The sequence below is a fragment of the Achromobacter sp. 1012554356 genome, assembly GCF_059760815.1.
Map to the genome: position 1 here is coordinate 1 of NZ_JCBANC010000040.1, position 17,185 is coordinate 17,185.

At 65.8% G+C, this 17,185-nt stretch carries 16 protein-coding genes; 8 read left to right on the plus strand and 8 right to left on the minus strand.

Annotation, left to right across the window (positions count from 1 at the left end; all coding sequences use genetic code 11):
* Positions 1 to 95: 95 nt before the first annotated feature.
* A complete protein-coding gene (locus AC6LJW_RS19580; RefSeq protein ID WP_056561042.1) occupies positions 96 to 1,223 on the minus strand; it encodes a branched-chain amino acid ABC transporter substrate-binding protein in 1,128 nt (375 codons plus the stop codon).
* Between the two features lie 267 nt (positions 1,224 to 1,490).
* Between AC6LJW_RS19580 and AC6LJW_RS19585 the strand changes: the two genes are divergently transcribed.
* On the plus strand, positions 1,491 to 2,084 hold the full coding sequence (locus tag AC6LJW_RS19585; protein ID WP_056561039.1) for an RBBP9/YdeN family alpha/beta hydrolase: 594 nt from the start codon (positions 1,491 to 1,493) through the stop codon (positions 2,082 to 2,084).
* Positions 2,085 to 2,185: 101 nt separating this feature from the next.
* Here the strand turns inward: AC6LJW_RS19585 and AC6LJW_RS19590 are convergent, their stop codons facing one another.
* From AC6LJW_RS19590 to AC6LJW_RS19610, 5 genes are all read right to left on the minus strand, one after another.
* Entirely contained in the window at positions 2,186 to 2,686 is a 501-nt protein-coding gene (locus AC6LJW_RS19590; protein ID WP_105238812.1) for a Dps family protein, read from the minus strand.
* A 173-nt stretch (positions 2,687 to 2,859) separates the two neighbouring features.
* Positions 2,860 to 3,810: a LysR substrate-binding domain-containing protein gene (locus AC6LJW_RS19595; RefSeq protein ID WP_056561033.1), complete on the minus strand. Its 951-nt coding sequence runs from the start codon at positions 3,808 to 3,810 to the stop codon at positions 2,860 to 2,862.
* A 79-nt stretch (positions 3,811 to 3,889) separates the two neighbouring features.
* Positions 3,890 to 5,977 carry an ATP-dependent DNA helicase RecG gene (recG, locus tag AC6LJW_RS19600; RefSeq protein ID WP_427987318.1) on the minus strand — a complete coding sequence of 696 codons (2,088 nt, stop codon included), beginning with the start codon at positions 5,975 to 5,977 and terminating at the stop codon, positions 3,890 to 3,892.
* 39 nt (positions 5,978 to 6,016) lie between these two features.
* On the minus strand, positions 6,017 to 6,403 hold the full coding sequence (locus AC6LJW_RS19605) for a Rid family detoxifying hydrolase (protein ID WP_056561027.1): 387 nt from the start codon (positions 6,401 to 6,403) through the stop codon (positions 6,017 to 6,019).
* Positions 6,404 to 6,498: 95 nt separating this feature from the next.
* A complete protein-coding gene (locus tag AC6LJW_RS19610) occupies positions 6,499 to 7,425 on the minus strand; it encodes a LysR family transcriptional regulator (protein ID WP_056561024.1) in 927 nt (308 codons plus the stop codon).
* 96 nt (positions 7,426 to 7,521) lie between these two features.
* On the opposite strand from AC6LJW_RS19610, the gene AC6LJW_RS19615 reads away from it, so the two are divergent.
* The 3 genes from AC6LJW_RS19615 to AC6LJW_RS19625 are packed head-to-tail and all read left to right on the plus strand — an operon-like array spanning position 7,522 to position 10,260.
* Positions 7,522 to 8,880 (plus strand): acyclic terpene utilization AtuA family protein, encoded by a 1,359-nt coding sequence (locus tag AC6LJW_RS19615; RefSeq protein ID WP_498088051.1) that lies wholly within the window; start codon positions 7,522 to 7,524, stop codon positions 8,878 to 8,880.
* Positions 8,877 to 9,260: an AtuA-related protein gene (locus AC6LJW_RS19620; RefSeq protein ID WP_498088052.1), complete on the plus strand. Its 384-nt coding sequence runs from the start codon at positions 8,877 to 8,879 to the stop codon at positions 9,258 to 9,260. Before AC6LJW_RS19615 ends, AC6LJW_RS19620 begins: the two co-directional genes overlap by 4 nt.
* Before the next feature lie 37 nt (positions 9,261 to 9,297).
* Positions 9,298 to 10,260: a Bug family tripartite tricarboxylate transporter substrate binding protein gene (locus AC6LJW_RS19625; RefSeq protein WP_056561016.1), complete on the plus strand. Its 963-nt coding sequence runs from the start codon at positions 9,298 to 9,300 to the stop codon at positions 10,258 to 10,260.
* A gap of 192 nt (positions 10,261 to 10,452) precedes the next feature.
* Here AC6LJW_RS19625 and AC6LJW_RS19630 read toward each other — a convergent pair whose 3' ends face one another.
* The gene (locus AC6LJW_RS19630; RefSeq protein WP_427987324.1) at positions 10,453 to 11,229 is read right to left on the minus strand and encodes a ferredoxin--NADP reductase; all 777 of its coding nucleotides are present in this window, start codon (positions 11,227 to 11,229) and stop codon (positions 10,453 to 10,455) included.
* A 347-nt stretch (positions 11,230 to 11,576) separates the two neighbouring features.
* Between AC6LJW_RS19630 and AC6LJW_RS19635 the strand changes: the two genes are divergently transcribed.
* From AC6LJW_RS19635 to AC6LJW_RS19645, 3 genes are all read left to right on the plus strand, one after another.
* Entirely contained in the window at positions 11,577 to 12,620 is a 1,044-nt protein-coding gene (locus AC6LJW_RS19635) for a Fe(3+) ABC transporter substrate-binding protein (RefSeq protein WP_056561010.1), read from the plus strand.
* 143 nt (positions 12,621 to 12,763) lie between these two features.
* Positions 12,764 to 14,434 (plus strand): ABC transporter permease, encoded by a 1,671-nt coding sequence (locus AC6LJW_RS19640; RefSeq protein ID WP_498088053.1) that lies wholly within the window; start codon positions 12,764 to 12,766, stop codon positions 14,432 to 14,434.
* Between the two features lie 5 nt (positions 14,435 to 14,439).
* Entirely contained in the window at positions 14,440 to 15,216 is a 777-nt protein-coding gene (locus AC6LJW_RS19645; RefSeq protein WP_056566461.1) for an ABC transporter ATP-binding protein, read from the plus strand.
* A 27-nt stretch (positions 15,217 to 15,243) separates the two neighbouring features.
* Here AC6LJW_RS19645 and AC6LJW_RS19650 read toward each other — a convergent pair whose 3' ends face one another.
* On the minus strand, positions 15,244 to 16,221 hold the full coding sequence (locus AC6LJW_RS19650) for a Bug family tripartite tricarboxylate transporter substrate binding protein (RefSeq protein WP_498088054.1): 978 nt from the start codon (positions 16,219 to 16,221) through the stop codon (positions 15,244 to 15,246).
* Positions 16,222 to 16,428: 207 nt separating this feature from the next.
* On the opposite strand from AC6LJW_RS19650, the gene AC6LJW_RS19655 reads away from it, so the two are divergent.
* A complete protein-coding gene (locus AC6LJW_RS19655) occupies positions 16,429 to 17,175 on the plus strand; it encodes an SDR family NAD(P)-dependent oxidoreductase (protein ID WP_498088055.1) in 747 nt (248 codons plus the stop codon).
* The last annotated feature ends 10 nt before the right edge of the window (positions 17,176 to 17,185 follow it).

Here is a 17,185-nt window from a genome sequence, read left to right on the forward strand (position 1 = left end):
GGCCGCAAGCGATCAGCTTGCGGCCCGGTTTTTTGTGGCGCAGGACAAGCGCCTTTCGCGTGCGGCGAGCCTGCGGCGGCCCGCCGTCCTGCGATTTACTTGTAGACGGTCTTGGAGCCGTCCTTGTGCCAGGTGAACACGTCGAACTGGAAGTTCGTCAGGTCACCCTGCTTGTTCCACGACACCTTGCCAATCGGCGTGTCGAAGGAATTGGCGTGCAGGTACTTGGCGACCTTGGTGGGATCGTCCGAGCCAGCGCCCTTGATGCCGTCCGCGATGACCTGCGTGGCCGCGTAGGCGGTCATCTGGAACGCGCCGCTGGCGTTGCGCTTCTTGGCTTCGAACGCCTTGACGATGTCGGCGTTGGCGGCGTTCTGCGTGAAGTCGGCCGGCAGCGTCAGCAGCATGCCTTCGACGGCGTCGCCCGCGATGGCGTTGATGTCCGGGTTGCCCGTGCCTTCCGGACCCATCCACTTGGCCTTCACGCCCTGCTCGGCCGCCTGGCGCAGCAGCAGGCCCATTTCGGGGTGGTAGCCTCCGTAGTAGACGAAGTCCACGCCCTGGCTCTTGAGCTTGGTGATGACCGCCGAGTAGTCGCTGTCGCCGGCGTTGATGCCTTCGAACACGGCGACGGCCACGCCGCCCTTTTCCAGGTCGTTCTTGACCGCGGTGGCGATGCCCTGGCCGTACGACTGCTTGTCGTGCAGCACGGCGACCTTCTTGGGCTTGATCTTGTCGAGGATGAACTTGGCGGCGGCGGGACCTTGCTGGTCGTCACGGCCGATGGTGCGGAAGATGAACTCGTAGTTCTTGCCGTCGGTCAGGGCCGGCGACGTGGCCGACGGGGTGACCATGACCACGCCTTCGTTGTTGTAGATGTCGGCGGCGGCGATGGTGGCGCCCGAGCACACGTGGCCCACGACGAAACCGATCTTGCTGTTGACGACACGGTTGGCGGCGTTGGGACCCTGCTTGGGTTCGCAGCCGTCGTCGATGACCACGGTTTCCAGCTTTTTGCCATTGATGCCGCCAGCGGCGTTGATGCGCTCGACCGCGGTATCGACCCCTTCACGGACCATATCGCCATACTGCGTGACCGCGCCGGTGGTGGGGCCGACAACGCCGATCTTGATCGTCTGCGCGTGCGCGGCCGCGCCAAACGTCAAACCAGCGGCGACGCCCAGTGCTGCGATGACCGGGGTCAGACGGAAAACTGGCTTCATGAGTGGACTCCTCGAATGACTTGTAATCGTTGATCCATCAACGGGCTGACGGCCGGAAACGTAGATGTCATGCCCGTTGGCGGTGCATTTGCACGGCAAGCATACACTGAAATATCTCGGCTTTTGGGTGGGTTGGCGCAGGGTTTTCCGGGGTTTTGTGATGCACTGCGGCATCGTTCGGGGCGCCCCGCCTTATTCCGAACGCCGTATATGCAAAAGACCATTAATTCGTTTGAGTTACTAAACGGCGGCGGCATCATGTGCCGCATGAGACTCCAACCGATAATCGTCCCGGGCTGGAAAAACTCCGGCCCCGACCACTGGCAGTCCCGGTGGCAGGCCCTGTTGCCCAACGCTCGGCGCATCGAGCAGCACGACTGGGAAAACCCCAGCGCGGCCGATTGGATATCCCGCCTGACGGCCGAGGTCGACGACGCCCGCAGCCCGGTCCTGCTTGTGGCGCACAGCCTCGGCTGCCTGATCAGCGCCGCCCTCCCGGTCCCCTTGCGCGCCAAGGTCGCCGGCGCGCTGCTGGTCGCGCCCGCCGACGTCGAACGCGCCGATACGCCCGATTGCCTGCGCGGCTTCGCGCCCATCCCGCGCCAGCCGCTGCCTTTCCAGAGCGTGGTGGTCGCCAGCGACAATGATCCCTATTGCGCGCTGGAACGCGCGCGCGTCTTCGCGGCGGACTGGGGCAGCCGCGTCGTGGTCCTGCCCGGCGCCGGCCATATCAATGCGGACAGCGGCCTGGCCGACTGGCCGCAGGGGCTGAAACTGCTGGGCGCGCTGCGCCGCAGAGCGTCGTGGCGCATTCCGCCGCCGGCCAAACGTATTCCGCCCATTCCGGTTTACGACCTGTAGGGCACGCACGCAAGGCAAAAAAATGGCCGCCCCTCTGGGCGGCCATTTAGCTCAAGCCTAAAGAACCGGCCGCTTTCCTCGAGGAAAGCCGGCCGTCCCGATCACTGCAGCAGGCTGCGCAGCATCCAGGCGTTCTTTTCATGCACGTCCAGGCGCTGCGTCAGCAGGTCGGCCGTGGGCTGGTCGTTGGCGGCGTCGGCCTTTTCGAAGGCAGCGCGCGCGGTCTTGGCGACCGACTCGTTGCCGTCGACCAAGAGGCGCACCATTTCCAGCGCGTCCGGCACCGTTTCCGGTTCGGCGATCGACGACAGCTTGGCGTATTCGCGATACGTGCCCGGCGCGTAGTGGCCCAGCGCACGAATGCGCTCGGCGATGCTGTCCAGCGCGTTCCATTCTTCGGTGTACTGCGTCATGAACATCTGATGCAGCGTGTTGAACATGGGCCCCGTGACGTTCCAGTGGAAGTTGTGCGTCATCAGGTACAGCGTGTACGAATCGGCCAGCAACTTGGACAGTTCGCCGGCAACCGCGGCGCGGTCCTTGTCCGAAATACCGATGTTGATGCGCGGAACGCTCGAGGTCTTCTTGGTGGACTTGGCCATTGCTAGCTCCTATGGAAAAAGGCGGAAATAAGAATACCACTGCAAACACGACAGAACGGCCGTTGTGGCGAAGCCGTTCTCACAATGGGCTGCGACCGATTGACGCGGCGTGCGGACGCCCCGCGTGAGGACGCCCCGCGCAAAGGCCCCAATGGCCGGCTACGGCCGCCGCGTCAATCCTGCACGGCCGCTGCTTCGCCCGCCAGCATCTTCACCCCGGGCAGTTCGCATTCATAGACGGCCTGCGCCAGCGCCTCGATGGCGGCCAGGCGGGGAAAGCTGCGCCGCCATGCGAGCACCACGCGGCGCTCGGGCACGTGGCCTTCGAACGGCACGTAGCGCAACAGGCTGTTGGCGGGCGGATTTTCGGGCACGGCAGTGATCGGAAGCACCGTGACGCCGATGCCGGCCGCGACCATGTGGCGGATGGTCTCGAGCGACGAGCCTTCGAACGTGCGCTGGATGCCATCGCTGGCCGCCGAGAAGCGGGACAGTTCGGGACAGACTTCAAGGACCTGATCGCGGAAGCAATGGCCGCTGCCCAGCAGCAGCATGGTCTGCTGTTTCAGGTCCTGGGCGTCGATGGACTTGCGCTGCGCGAGCTCATGGTCGTTGGGCACGGCCACCACGAAGGGTTCGTCATAGAGCGGCTGCATGACCAGGCCGGCTTCGGGCAACGGCAAGGCCATGATGGCGCAATCGATTTCGCCCTGGCGCAGCAACTCCACGAGACGGACGGTGAAGTTTTCCTGGAGCAGCAGCGGCATCTGCGGCGTGCGGCCGATCTGAACGGGCACCAGCTTGGGCAGCAGGTACGGCCCGATGGTGTGAATGACGCCGACGCGCAGCGGGCCGGCCAGCGGATCGTGGCCCTGCCTGGCGATCTCCTTGATGCTGGCGCTTTCCTCGAGCACCTTCTGCGCCTGCGCGACGATGCGCTGGCCGATGGGCGTCACGCCGACTTCCGAGCCGCCGCGTTCGAACAGGGTCACGCCCAGCTCGTCCTCCAGCTTGCGGATGGCCACGGACAGCGTCGGCTGGCTGACGAAACAGGCCTCGGCCGCGCGGCCAAAGTGCCGCTCGCGGGCGACGGCGACGATGTACTTGAGTTCGGTGAGAGTCATGGTGGACTACGCCCCCGGGGTTATGGCGCCGGCCCCGTGGCCGGCGCTTGAGGATTCAAGAGGGTTGACGGGCCGCATGTCAGGTCCGCAGGAAGTCTTCGCGGCCGCGCATCCAGCGCGCCAGATGCGCCTCGACGGCGGCGGGATGTTCGGTGCGCAGCCACGCGGCAGCGTCGCGCGCGTCTTCGGCGATCGCGGCATCGGTTTCCAGGTCGGCAAACCGCAAGAGCGCCATGCCCGACTGGCGCGTGCCCAGGAATTCGCCGGGGCCGCGCTGTTCCAGATCGCGGCGGGCGATCTCGAAACCATCGGACGTTTCAAACATGGCGCGCAGGCGTTCGCGCGCGACCTGCGACAGCGGCGTCTGATAGAGCAGCACGCACACGGACTCGGCCGTGCCCCGCCCCACGCGCCCGCGCAACTGGTGCAGCTGCGCAAGGCCGAAGCGCTCGGCGTGTTCAATCACCATCAGCGAAGCATTTGGCACGTCTACCCCGACTTCGATGACGGTCGTGGCGACGAGCAGATCGATCTCGCCGTCGCGGAAAGCCTGCATCACGGCGGCCTTCTCGGCCTGCGGCAGGCGGCCATGCACCAGGCCGATCCGCAGGTCCGGCAGATCGGTCCGCATGCCTTCGTAGGTGTCGACGGCGGTTTGCAGTTCGAGGGCTTCGCTTTCCTCGACCAGCGGACAGACCCAATACGCCTGCTGGCCGCCGCGCGCGGCCTGCGCGATATGGGCGATGACCTCTTCGCGCCGCGCGTCCGAAACCAGCTTGGTCACCACGGGGCTGCGGCCGGGCGGCAGCTCGTCGATCACGGACACGTCCAGGTCCGCGAAGAAGGTCATGGCGAGCGTGCGCGGGATGGGCGTGGCGCTCATGTTGAGCTGGTGCGGCACGATGCGGCCGCGCACGGTTTCGCCCTTGCGCGTCAGCGCAAGGCGCTGGCCGACACCGAAGCGATGCTGCTCGTCGACGATGGACAGGCCCAGCCGGTGGAATTCAACATGGTCCTGGATCAGCGCCTGCGTGCCGACGACAAGCTGCACGCTGCCATCGGCGGCGGCGGCCACGGCTTCGCGCCGGGCCTTCGCGGTCAGGCTGCCGCTCAACCACGTGACGCTCACGCCCAGCGGCTGCAGCCAGGACAACAGCTTGCGATAGTGCTGCTCGGCCAGGATTTCGGTGGGCGCCATCAGCGCAACCTGCGCCCCGCCCGCGATGGCCTGCGCCGCCGCCAGGGCCGCCACGACGGTCTTGCCGCTACCTACGTCGCCCTGCAACAGGCGGTGCATGGGATAAGGCTTGGCAAGATCCGCCGAAATCTCCTGCACGACGCGCTGCTGCGCGCCAGTCAGCTTGAAGGGCAGCGTGTCGTACAAGCGTGCCACCAGCCCGCCTGCCCCGTTCTGCACGGGCAGCGATTCGGCTTCCTTGATGCGGCGCGCCGCGCGAGCGGCGGCGAGCGAGAGCTGCTGCGCCAGCAACTCGTCGAACTTGATGCGCCGCCAGGCCGGATGCACACGGTCCAGCAGGGCCTGTTCGGATTCACCCTGGGCGGGCGTGTGCAGCGCGCGGATCGCGGGTTCGAACGGCGGCAGGTCGTAGCGGGCGCGCGCCGCATCGGGCAGCGTGTCCGACAGGTTGGCGGTGTTCAGCGCCTGCGCAATGGCCCGCCGCAACGCCGGTTGCGGCAGCCCTTCGGTGGTGGGATAGACGGGCGTGAGCGCGGTGGGCAGCGGCGAATCCGCGTTGGTCAGCCGCGGATGCACCATCTCGCGGCCGAACAGCCCGCCGCGCACTTCGCCGCGGGCGCGCAGGCGCTTGCCCACGGTCACTTGCTTTTGCTGGCTGGGGTAGAAGTTCAGCCAGCGCAATTGGAGTTCGCCGCTCTCGTCCGCCAATGTGGCGGTGAGCTGGCGCCGGGGCCGGTAGAGGACCTCGGATTTGGTGATCTCGCCTTCGACCTGGCCGGCAAAGCCCGGACGCAAGGCGCTGATCGGAATGACGCGCGTTTCGTCTTCGTAGCGCAGCGGCAGGTGCAGCACGAAGTCCTCGGGCAGCACCAAACCCAGGTTACGAAGCTTGCGCTCCGTATCCGTCATCTTGCCGGCGCCGTTTTTGTCGGCGCCGGTACGCTTGGAGGCCACGGCTGCGGCCGTCATGTAGGAACGAACCCCTGGAATGAAACGTCCGGGCGCGCCTTACAGGACCATGATGGCTTCGACTTCGAACTGCGCGCCCTTCGGCAAGCTGGCCACACCGATCGTGGAGCGCGCCGGGAACGGCTGGGGAATGATCTCGGCCATGATGGCGTTGGCCGCCGTGAACTTGCCCAGGTCGGTCAGGAAAAGCGTGAGCTTGACCACGTTTTCCAGCGTGCCGCCCGCAGCCTTGATGACTTCCTGCATGTTGGCAAACGCCTGACGCACCTGCGCGTCGAAGTTTTCAGATACCAGGTCGCCGGTGCCGGGCTCCAGGCCGATCTGGCCCGAGAGATAGACAGTCTTGGTGCCGCTGACGGCAACCGCTTGCGAGTAAGGGCCGACGGCGGCGGGCGCGGTGTCGGTATGAATGATTTGCTTGCTCATGGGCGGAATCCTTCTAGTGACGGATAGAAGCTACAACTATCGGAGTTTATCCAGCAATAGACTTTTGCGAAAGTAGCGGTTCGCCGTAAGCGGGTTTAGGACTGATCTTGCGCACCCGGCGGATGCCCGGCGCCGCCGATATCGCCCCGATGCGCAATCAGCAATTCGGCCAGTGCCTGCGCAGCCACCGACAGACTGCGGCCCTTGCGGCGGACCAGATACAGCGGCCGCGTCAAAGCGCGGCCCGCCAGCGGCACAACGCGCAGGTCGTCGCTGCGGAAATGGAACAGCGTCATCGCGGGCACGACCGACACGCCAAGACCGGCCCGCACCAGACCCGTGACGGTCGCCAGGTGCTCGACCTCGAAAACGGGCAACGGCGCCTCCGCGCCCAGCGCTTCATCCAGATGTTTGCGCACACTGCTGCCGCGTGCAAGCTGGATGATCGGGTGCCGCAACACGTCGCGCAGCCGCACACGCGGTTGGTCCGCCAACGGATGGTCCACGCGGCACACCAGAAAGTAGCGATCCGCGTGCAGGAATTCGCTATCCAGATCGGTCATGTCGGGCCGCCGGGACGCCACGGCAAAATCGGCCACGCCGCTTTGCACCATGTCCAGGCAGGGATCGAGCAAGGCATCCCGCAGGTCAAGCGCGATGCCCGGATGATCATGCCGGAAGCGGGCCAGCAGATTCGGCAGCCATCCCGCCGCAAGGGACGGCAGCGCGGCCAGCGTTACCCTGCCCCGGCGCCGTTCCGCCAGATCCCGCAGATCGCCCATCGCAAGGTCCATATCCGCCAACAGCCGCCGCGCCGTGGCATCCAGCACGCGGCCTTCGGCAGTCAGCTCGACATGCCGCGTGCTGCGGTCAAAGAGCCGCACGCCGGCGCTGTCTTCAAGCGAACGGATCAGGGCGCTGAACGCCGGCTGCGTCAAATGGCAGCGCTGGGCGGCGCGCGTGAAGTGCCTTTCGTCGGCAAGCGCGACAAAGGCACGCAATTGGCGGGACGATAGATTCATGGCTTTCTTGTATTAATCAATCCGATTTTTCTATTTTACGGATGATCGCGCCTTGCCTATAGTCGTTCCAACCCCTTGAACGCGCCTGGACTGCTCATGTCTCAATCTCCCTTGCTCATCGGCTGCGCCTCCGGATTTTCCGGCGACCGCAGCGATGGCGCCGCGGCCGTGGTCCGCACCCTGGCCGCCCAAGGCGGCGGCACGCTGATCTTCGAGACGCTGGCGGAACGGACGCTGGCGTTGGCGCAGCTGGCGCGCAACGACGACCCCCGCCGCGGCTATGAACCGTTGCTGGACGAACTGGTGGGTCCGATCCTGGCGGATTGCCTGCACCACGGCATCAACATCGTCAGCAATTTCGGCGCGGCCAACCCGCCCGCTGCCGCGCGTCGCATCGCAGAACTGGCGCGTGAACAGGGCCTGCCTGCCCCACGCATCGCCGTTGTGCATGGCGACGCGCTGAACGGCGCCGAGCATCGCGACCTGCTGGCGCAGCGTCTGGGCGCCGCGCTGGACGGCCTGGACATCGTGAGCGCCACCGCCTATCTGGGCGCCTCAGAAATCGCCCAGGCTCTGGCCGCCGGCGCGCAGATCGTGGTTGCCGGCCGCGTGGCCGACCCCTCGCTGACGCTGGGTCCGGCGCTGGCGCATTTCGGCTGGGATCCCGCCGACTGGCCGCGTCTGGGACGCGCCACCATGGCAGGCCACATGCTCGAGTGCGGGCTGCAGGTGACCGGCGGCTATTTCTGCGTGCCGGGGCTGAAGGAAGTCCCGGACGTGCATACGGCCGGCTTTCCCATCGCCGAGATCCAGGCCGACGGCGAATTCGTGATCGGCAAGGCCGACGGCACGGGCGGTGCGGTCGATGCGCGCACCGTGAAGGAACAATTGCTGTATGAAGTCCATGATCCGGCCCGCTACCTGACCCCGGACGTGGTTGCGGACCTGAGCCAGGCGCGCGTCGTCGAGTTGGGCGGCAACCGGGTTGCCGTCCATGGCATCACGGGCCATGCCCGGCCCGCCGAGCTCAAGGTCAACGTCTGCTATCGCGGCGGCTGGCTGGCGGAAGCGGAGATTTCCTACGCTGGCGTGCAGGCCGAAGCACGAGCACGCCTGGCCGCCGATATCGTGCAAAAGCGTCTGGGCGCCGATTACAAGCTGCGCGCCGACCTGATCGGCGCGATCAGCATCCTGGGCGACGACGCGGGCGAAATGCGCCGTGCACTGCCCGACAGCCGCGCCCGCGACGTGCGGCTGCGGCTGGCCACGGAAAACGCCGATCGCGCGCAGGCCGAACGCGTGCTGCGCGAAGTGACCGCGCTATACACCTGCGGCCCGGCCGGCGGCGGCGGAGTTCGCACCGCCCTGCGCCCGCGCCTGAACATGATGTCCTGCACCATTCCCCGCGAAGCCGTAAAGAGCGGCTGGAACTTCCTGGAGGAGATCGCGCCATGAACCACACCCTGCTCGCCGTGCCGTTGTACCGGCTGGCCCACAGCCGCTCCGGGGACAAGGGAGATATCTCGAACCTGAGCCTCATCGCCTGGGACCCCGAATGCTATGACGTGATGGCCGCGCAAGTGACCGAAGCGCGCGTCGCACAGTGGTTCGCCTACCGCCATCCCAAGCGCGTGACGCGGTTTTCGCTGCCGATGCTCAACGCCATGAACTTCGTGCTGGAAGGTGTACTGGACGGCGGCGTCAACGACGCGCTGAACCTCGACACGCACGGCAAGAGCCTGTCTTTCAGATTGCTGGACATGACGGTGGAGGTCAGCTCCGGGCTGGCGAGCCGTCTGCCAGACATACCCGGCGACCGCCCAGCGGCCGCCTGATTTCAGTTCCGATAAAAAAACACCACAGGAGACACACATGCGCATCACGACCAAGGGCCGGCTGGCCCTGCTATTGGCCGCCGCCCTGCCCCTATCGGCCATGGCGCAATTTCCGGCCAAGCCCATCACCTTCATCGTGCCGTTCGCCGCGGGCAGCGCCACCGACCAGATCGGCCGTGCCATCGGCCAGGGCGTCACCGAACAGACGGGCCAGGCCGTCGTCATCGAGAACAAGCCCGGCGCCAGCGCGATGATCGGCGCGGCAGCCGGCGCGCGCGCAGCGCCAGACGGCTACACGGTCCTGATCACCACCAACACCACACATGCGGCCAACGAGCACCTGTACAAGTCGCTGACCTACGATCCCGTCAAGGATTTCGCGCCGCTCACGCTGCTGGGCAAGGGTGGGCAGATCATGGTCGTCAATCCCAGTTCGTCCGCCAAGACGGTGGGCGACTTCCTGGCCCAGGCCAAGCAGTCGCCGGGCAAGCTGAGCTTTGGCAGCGGCAGCTCCAGCAGCCGCATCGCCGGTGAATTGCTGCAGCAGATGGCCAACGTGCAACTGCTGCACGTGCCCTACAAGAGCAACCCGCTCGCCGTCACCGACCTGCTGGGCGGCCAGATCGACATGATGATCACCGACACCGCGACGGGCCTGCCGCAGGTCAAATCCGGCAAGCTGCGCGCGCTGGGCGTCACGGGCCAGGCGCGCTCGCCGCTGGCGCCCGACGTGCCGACCATTTCGGAGGCCGGCGTGCCCGGCTACGAGATGGGCTATTGGTTCGCGGCCTACGCCCCGGCCGGCACGCCGCCCGACGTGGTCAAGCGCCTGAACGAATTGCTGGTCAACGCCACCAAGGCCAAGCCGGCCCAACAGTTCTACGCGCAGACCGGCACCGACGCCGCCTCCTCCACGCCCGACGAGCTGACCAAGTTCCAGCAGGCGGAATCCAAGAAGTGGGGCGACATCATCAAGAAGGCCGGCATTCAGCCCGAATGATTTACGCAGGTTGAGTTGCCGGCGCTGCATACAGGTGTCTGACACCCATGAGTCGCCTTAGCAGGCTTGCGGCAGCTCTCCCCCGGGTGTCAGACACCGCTGGCTCGTGCAGCGGTAAAAACACCAAAGCAAAAAACCCATCGCGCATGCGATGGGTTTTTTGTTGGAGCCACAAAGCCGAAACCGCTTGGCTTATTTGTCCACGAAGGCGCGTTCGACGACGTAGTCACCCGGCTGGCCCACGCCCGGCGACACGACGAAGCCGCGGCTGTCGAGCATGGCGCTGATGTCAGCCAGCATATGCGGGCTGCCGCAGATCATGGCGCGATCGGTTTCGGGATTGATTTGCGGAATGCCGATGTCGGCGCACAGTTTGCCGTTTTCGAGCAGCTCGGTGATGCGGCCTTGATTGCGGAAAGGCTCGCGCGTCACGGTGGGGTAATAGACCAGCTTGTCGCGCACGATATCGCCGAAGAATTCGTTGTTCGGCAGCTCGTTTTCGATGTAGTTGGCGTAGGCCAGCTCGCTGACCCACCGCACGCCGTGCACCAGGATGACCTTGTCGAAGCGTTCGTAGATGTCCGGGTCTTTGATGATGCTCATGAAGGGCGCGAGACCGGTGCCGGTGCCGAACAGGAACAGGTGCTTGCCGGGCTTGAGGTCGTCCACGACCAGGGTGCCGACGGGCTTGCGGCTGACGAGGATGGTGTCACCCTCTTTCAGGTGCTGCAGGCGCGACGTGAGCGGGCCGTTCTGCACCTTGATGCTGAGGAATTCGAGGTTTTCTTCGTAGTTGGCGCTGGCGATGCTGTAGGCCCGCAGCAGCGGCTTGCCTTCAACTTCGAGGCCGATCATCACGAAGTGGCCGTTGTGGAACCGCAAGGCCGAATCACGCGTCGTGGTGAAGGAAAACAGGGTGTCGTTCCAGTGGTGCACGCTAAGTACGCGCTCAGTGTTGAAAGCAGCCATGTCGTATTCAGTAAGGGCGGGCGGTGGCCGGGCGAAGCCCGGCTATGCCGCGAGGTCATTCCGAGCCGCAAAAAAAGGCCGCGGTCGGCATTAGGGTTGTCCCTATTCTACAGGGACTTGATGATAACTGCTCTCATTATTCCGTAATACCCTTATTCCAACTTGACGGGGATCAACGTCTTGAACCCTATGCTTACTGATAGTTGAACGGGTCAATGCTTCCTGTTATCGTCGCGTTCTCACTTGATAATCATTTTCGTTAGCAGACCGCTTTTCGCGGCGGTGCGTCGCTGTAAATGGCGGCGCCCCGCGGCAACCTTCGTTTCGGCCCTAGCTGGAGTTCCTTCATGATCAAGCGTCCCCAATTGAATTCGCTGCTGCGCGCGCTGGCGCTCGCCGGCGCTGCTGCCTTCACCGTGTCGGCCAACGCCGCCGAGGAAGTCAGCCTGTACACCACCCGGGAACCCAAGCTGATCCAGCCGCTGCTGGATGCCTTCACGAAGGAAAGCGGCATCAAGGTCAATACCGTCTTCGTCAAGGACGGCCTGCTGGAACGCGTCAAGGCCGAAGGCGCCAAGTCGCCCGCCGACGTGCTGATGACGGTGGACATCGGCAATCTGCTGGATCTGGTGGACGGCGGCGTGACGCAGTCCATCAAGTCCGACACGCTCAATTCGGTCATTCCGGACAACCTGCGCGGCGCCGATGGCAAATGGTACGCCCTGTCGCTGCGCGACCGCGTGCTGTACGTGGAAAAGGACCTGAAGCTCGAATCCTTCCGCTACGAAGATCTGGCCGATCCCAAGTGGAAGGGCAAGGTCTGCATCCGCTCTGGCCAGCACCCCTACAACACCGCGCTGGTCGCCTCCATGATCGCGCATGACGGCGCCGAAGCCACCGAAAAATGGCTGCGCGGCGTGAAGGCCAACCTGGCCCGCAAGGCGGCCGGCGGCGACCGCGACGTGGCGCGCGACATTCTGGGCGGCATCTGCGACATCGGTCTGGCCAACGCCTACTATGTCGGCCACATGAAGAACGCCGAACCCGGCACCGACGCGCGCAAGTGGGGCGATGCCATCAAGGTCATCCGCCCGACCTTCGCCAATGCCAAGAGCGGCGGCACGCACGTGAACGTCAGCGGCGCAGCCGTCGCGGCGCACGCCCCCAACAAGGCCAACGCGGTCAAGCTGCTGGACTTCCTGGTTTCGGAACCGGCCCAAGCCCTGTACGCGCAGGCCAATTACGAGTACCCCGTCCGCAAGGGCGTGAAGCTGGACCCGGTGATTGCCAGCTTCGGCGAACTGAAGGTCGATCCCCTGCCCTTGACCGAGATCGCCAAGCATCGCAAGCAAGCCAGCGAACTCGTCGACAAGGTCGGCTTCGACAACTGATAAGCTGCCGGACCGCCTGCCCCCGGGCATGGCGTGACCCTGCTGTAGTGACACGCGCGCGCCTGATTGGGCGCAAAGCGTAGGGCCTGTTCCCGCTTTTTTGGGGGAGCAGGCCTTGCCATTGATGCAACCGACTTTGAAGCATGCATACAGAATCCTTGCCCAGGCCGCTGCGGCTACGCTGGTCTGAACGCGGAACCGGCTGGCTCGTTGGCGCGGCCCTGATCGCGCTGGCGGTGCTTGCGCCGGTCTTGACGCTGGGCTGGTGGGCGTTGGGCGGCAGCCTGGAACATTGGCACCACCTGGCCAGCTATGTGTTGCCGCAAGCCTTCGCCAATACCGTCATGCTGCTGGCCGGTGTGGGCATCGTCGTGACCTTGCTTGGCACGGGCGCCGCATGGCTGGTGACCGCGTACGAGTTTCCCACCCGCCGAATCCTGACCTGGGCGCTGCTGCTGCCGCTGGCGGTGCCCACCTACATCATCGCCTTCGCCTACCTGGACTTGCTGCATCCCATCGGGCCCATCCAGACGGCGATCCGCGCCATGCTGGGTTTCGACAGCCCGCGCCAATTCCGCCTGCCCGACCTGCGCTCCATTTATGGCGCGATCTTCGTGCTGGGTTTCGTGCTGTATCCCTATGTCTACCTCAGCACCCGCGTCATGTTCATGACGCAGGCCGCCAGCCTGCTTGAAGCCGCCCGCACGCTGGGCGCGGGCCGCGTGGCGGTGTTCTGCCGCGTCGCGCTGCCCCTCGCCCGTCCGGCGATCGTGGTGGGCGTCAGCCTGGCGCTGCTGGAGACCCTGAACGACATCGGGGCCTCCGAGTTCCTCGGCGTGCAGACGCTGACCGTCTCTGTCTACACCACATGGGTAACCCGTTCTGACCTGGCCGGCGCAGCGCAGATCGCGCTGACGATGCTGGCGATCGTCATTGGTCTGATCCTGCTTGAACGCCATGGCCGCAAGCGGCAGCGCTACGCCAACACGCAGCGCATGCGCCCGATGCAGCCGCGCCGGCTGCATGGCGCGGCGGCCGCCGTGGCCGCCGTACTGGGCTGGATTCCCGTCCTGATCGGATTCGTCGCGCCGGCGTTGTATCTCGTCGTTGAAACCTACAAGCGGCTTCACCTGGTGGGCGGCGTGTCCGACCAGTTGATTGGCGGCCTGAGCAACACCCTGATCGTCGCGTCCAGCGCCACGGTGGTCACTTTGCTGTGCGGGCTGATCGTTGCGTGGGCGGGCCGCACCCTGCGTGAAAGCGCCGGCTTCAACCCGGGCCGCGCCTGCGCGCGCATCGCCAGCCTGGGCTACGCGGTGCCCGGCACGGTGCTGGCCATCGGCCTGCTGACGCCGTTCGTGTGGATCGACACCGCAGTCGCACGCGTGTTCGGCGGCACGGGCTTGTTCATGATGGGTTCAATGGGCGCGCTGGTGTGCGCCTATGCGATCCGCTTCCTGGCGATTTCGACCGGGGCGCTGGAAGCCGGCCTGGCGCGCATCCCGCCATCGCTGGAACAGGCATCGCGCCTGCTGGGCGAGACGTCGGGCGGCACGTTGCGCCGCGTCCACCTGCCCTTGCTGCGCCCCGCGCTGGCCGCGAGCGCGCTGCTGGTGTTCGTGGACGCCATGAAGGAACTGCCCGCCACCCTGCTGTTGCGCCCCATGAATTTCGACACCCTGGCCACGTGGCTTTACGCGGAAGCCGCGCGCGGCACATATGAAGAAGGCGCCGTGGCCGCGCTGGCCATCGTGCTGGCCGGCCTGCTGCCGGTCATCCTGCTGGCGCGCACCAATCTGAAAATGGGACATTGATCACCGTGCCCGATCTGCTTGAAATCGACCACATTTCCCTCGCCTACGACACGCCCGCTGGCTTGAAGCCCATCGTGCAGGACTTGTCGCTGGGACTGCCCGCCGGTCATATCGGCTGCCTGCTGGGCGAGTCCGGTTGCGGCAAGACCACCGTGCTGCGTGCCATTGCCGGCTTCGAGCCGGTGCGCGCCGGCCGCATCCTGCTGGATGGCTCGGTCATCTCGTCGCCCACCGAACAGGTCGCGCCCGAGCTGCGCCGCGTGGGCATGATGTTCCAGGACTACGCGCTGTTTCCTCACCTGACCGTGGCGCTGAACGTGGCGTTCGGCCTGCGCAAGCTGCCCCGTCCAGACCGTGCGCGCCGCGTCGAAGAAATGCTGGAACTCGTCGGTTTGGCGCACGCCGCCAACAGCTATCCGCACGAGATCTCCGGCGGCCAGCAGCAACGCGTGGCCCTGGCCCGTGCGCTAGCGCCCTCGCCCGACCTGCTGCTGCTGGACGAACCGTTTTCGAACCTGGACGTGGACACCCGCGAGCGGCTTGCCTTCGAGGTGCGCGAGATCCTGAAGACCACGGGACACACAGCGATCCTGGTCACGCACAACCAGGCCGAAGCGTTCGCCATTGCCGACCGCATCGGGGTGATGGCCAAGGGCCGCATCGCGCAATGGGACACGCCCTACAACTTGCACCACAACCCGGCCGACACCTTCGTACGCGACTTCATCCGCCGCGAGGCGCTTGAAGAACAGCGCGAACAGGCGCTGGCGCGCGGCCGGTAGCGGAACGCGCGGGCGCCGCCCGGCGGATCAATCCGTCGACAGCTTCACCTTCTGCGACAAGGCCTTGAAGGCCTCGTGCTGGCTTTGGGTCAGCCGCTCGACTTCCTGCGGCGTCGAGCCATAGGGCATAAAGCCGGCCTTCTCCAGCTTGTCCTTGACGTCCGGCATCGCAAGCGCCGCCTGGAAGGCGTCGCTCAGCACGCGCGTCACGTCAGGCGACATGCCGGCTGGGCCATAGACCGCGAACCACGGATCCACCACCGCGCCCGAATACCCCAGTTCGGCCAGCGTCGGCACGTCCGGCAACGCGGGCGCGCGCTTGCTGCCGGTAACAGCCAGCGCGCGGACCTTGCCCGCATTGATGTGCGGCAGCGACGCGGGCAGGTTGTCGAACATCACCGGCAGGTGGCCGCCCAGCAGATCGTTCAGCGCCTGGGCGCTGCCCTTGTAGGGCACGTGTTGCATGCCGGCGCCGGTCAACTGGTCGAACATCACCCCCGCAAGGTGCATGGACGTGCCCGTGCCGGGCGTGCCGTACGACGTATTGGGATTCGCCTTGGCGTAGGCGACCAGGTCCTTGACGCTGTCCACCTTGACCGACGGGCCCACCTCCAGCACCACGGAGGACGCCCCCAACATGCTGATCCCCGTGAAATCCTTGGTCGGGTCGAACGGCATTTTCGGGTACACGAACGGATTGAGCGCGTTCGTGGATATTGCGCCAAAGCCGATGACATAGCCGTCCGGCGCGGCCTTGGCGACCGCGTCCATGCCGATGTTGCCGCCCGCGCCGGGACGGTTCTCGACGATGACCGGCTGCCCGAGTTTCTCTGCCACTTTCTGACCCGCCGTGCGCGCAACCAGATCGGTCGTGCCGCCAGCCGTGTACGGCACGATGAAGGTGATGGGCTTGGCCGGATAGCCCGCGGCGTGCGCGGGCACGGTGCACTGGATCAGCGCCAGCGCGGCCAGGCCGCGCAGCGCATTGTGGGTGTAGCGATGCATGATGTCTCCCTCCCGTTTGTCGTTATGCACGGGTAGCGCATCTTATCGCCGGACAGCGCGGGCGCACAGCGCGATCGCTCCGGCTTGTTCCGCCAGGTATCAATTCATGTTCCGCCGCGGGCATTTATCGCCGGCCCGCCCGCTCCTATAGTTCGTTTCACTGTCTGAGCGCGCAGGCACCCTCAAATGCCAAACCGGAGTATTGAAATGTCGAACAAGACTGTAGTGATCACGGGCGCGTCCAGCGGAATCGGATTTGCCCTGGCGCAGGAATACCTGCGCCGCGGCGACAACGTGGTGGGCAACGCCCGCAGCCAGCAGGGATTGGATGCGGCCGCCGAACGCCTGGCGCAGGAAGGCCTGGGCCTGCCCGACCGCTTCCTGGCCGTGGCCGGCGACATCGCCCTGGCCAGCACCGCCCGCGACATCGTGCACCAGGCCACCGAGAGGTTCGGCCGCATCGACGTGCTGGTCAACAACGCCGGGATCTTCATTCCCAAGCCCCTGGGCGAATACACCGACGAAGACCTGGATCGCATCATCGACACCAACCTGAAGGGCTTCTTTCACATCACCCAGCAGGCGGCGGCGCACATGTCGGAATACCGCGACGGCCACATCGTCAACATCACGGCCAGCATCGCCATGCAGCCCAGCAGCCGCGTCCCGGCGCTGCTGCCGGTGCTGATCAAGGGCGGCCTGAACCACGCCACGCGGGCCCTGGCGATCGAACTGTCGGACCGGAACATCCGCGTCAATGCGGTGGCGCCCGGCATCATCGAGACGCCCATGCACGACCCCGCCACATTCGGCTTCCTGAATTCGTTGCAGCCGGCCGGCCGCATAGGCAAGGTGGAAGACATCGTCGGGGCGGTCACCTATCTGACGGACTCGGCCTACACCACCGGCGCGATCCTTCCGGTCGATGGCGGCGCCGCCGCCGGCCACTGGTAGCAACCCAAGC

What these genes read in the sequence shown, in the direction of transcription:
- AC6LJW_RS19590 (WP_105238812.1), bottom strand. Translation starts at nt 2,686, where the DNA reads ATGGCCAAGTCCACCAAGAAGACCTCGAGCGTTCCGCGCATCAACATC.
- recG (WP_427987318.1), bottom strand. Translation starts at nt 5,977, where the DNA reads ATGACGGCCGCAGCCGTGGCCTCCAAGCGTACCGGCGCCGACAAAAAC.
- AC6LJW_RS19605 (WP_056561027.1), bottom strand. Translation starts at nt 6,403, where the DNA reads ATGAGCAAGCAAATCATTCATACCGACACCGCGCCCGCCGCCGTCGGC.
- AC6LJW_RS19615 (WP_498088051.1), top strand. Translation starts at nt 7,522, where the DNA reads ATGTCTCAATCTCCCTTGCTCATCGGCTGCGCCTCCGGATTTTCCGGC.
- AC6LJW_RS19650 (WP_498088054.1), bottom strand. Translation starts at nt 16,221, where the DNA reads ATGCATCGCTACACCCACAATGCGCTGCGCGGCCTGGCCGCGCTGGCG.
- AC6LJW_RS19655 (WP_498088055.1), top strand. Translation starts at nt 16,429, where the DNA reads ATGTCGAACAAGACTGTAGTGATCACGGGCGCGTCCAGCGGAATCGGA.
- AC6LJW_RS19625 (WP_056561016.1), top strand. Translation starts at nt 9,298, where the DNA reads ATGCGCATCACGACCAAGGGCCGGCTGGCCCTGCTATTGGCCGCCGCC.
- AC6LJW_RS19585 (WP_056561039.1), top strand. Translation starts at nt 1,491, where the DNA reads ATGAGACTCCAACCGATAATCGTCCCGGGCTGGAAAAACTCCGGCCCC.
- AC6LJW_RS19630 (WP_427987324.1), bottom strand. Translation starts at nt 11,229, where the DNA reads ATGGCTGCTTTCAACACTGAGCGCGTACTTAGCGTGCACCACTGGAAC.
- AC6LJW_RS19640 (WP_498088053.1), top strand. Translation starts at nt 12,764, where the DNA reads ATGCATACAGAATCCTTGCCCAGGCCGCTGCGGCTACGCTGGTCTGAA.
- AC6LJW_RS19580 (WP_056561042.1), bottom strand. Translation starts at nt 1,223, where the DNA reads ATGAAGCCAGTTTTCCGTCTGACCCCGGTCATCGCAGCACTGGGCGTC.
- AC6LJW_RS19610 (WP_056561024.1), bottom strand. Translation starts at nt 7,425, where the DNA reads ATGAATCTATCGTCCCGCCAATTGCGTGCCTTTGTCGCGCTTGCCGAC.
- AC6LJW_RS19620 (WP_498088052.1), top strand. Translation starts at nt 8,877, where the DNA reads ATGAACCACACCCTGCTCGCCGTGCCGTTGTACCGGCTGGCCCACAGC.
- AC6LJW_RS19595 (WP_056561033.1), bottom strand. Translation starts at nt 3,810, where the DNA reads ATGACTCTCACCGAACTCAAGTACATCGTCGCCGTCGCCCGCGAGCGG.
- AC6LJW_RS19635 (WP_056561010.1), top strand. Translation starts at nt 11,577, where the DNA reads ATGATCAAGCGTCCCCAATTGAATTCGCTGCTGCGCGCGCTGGCGCTC.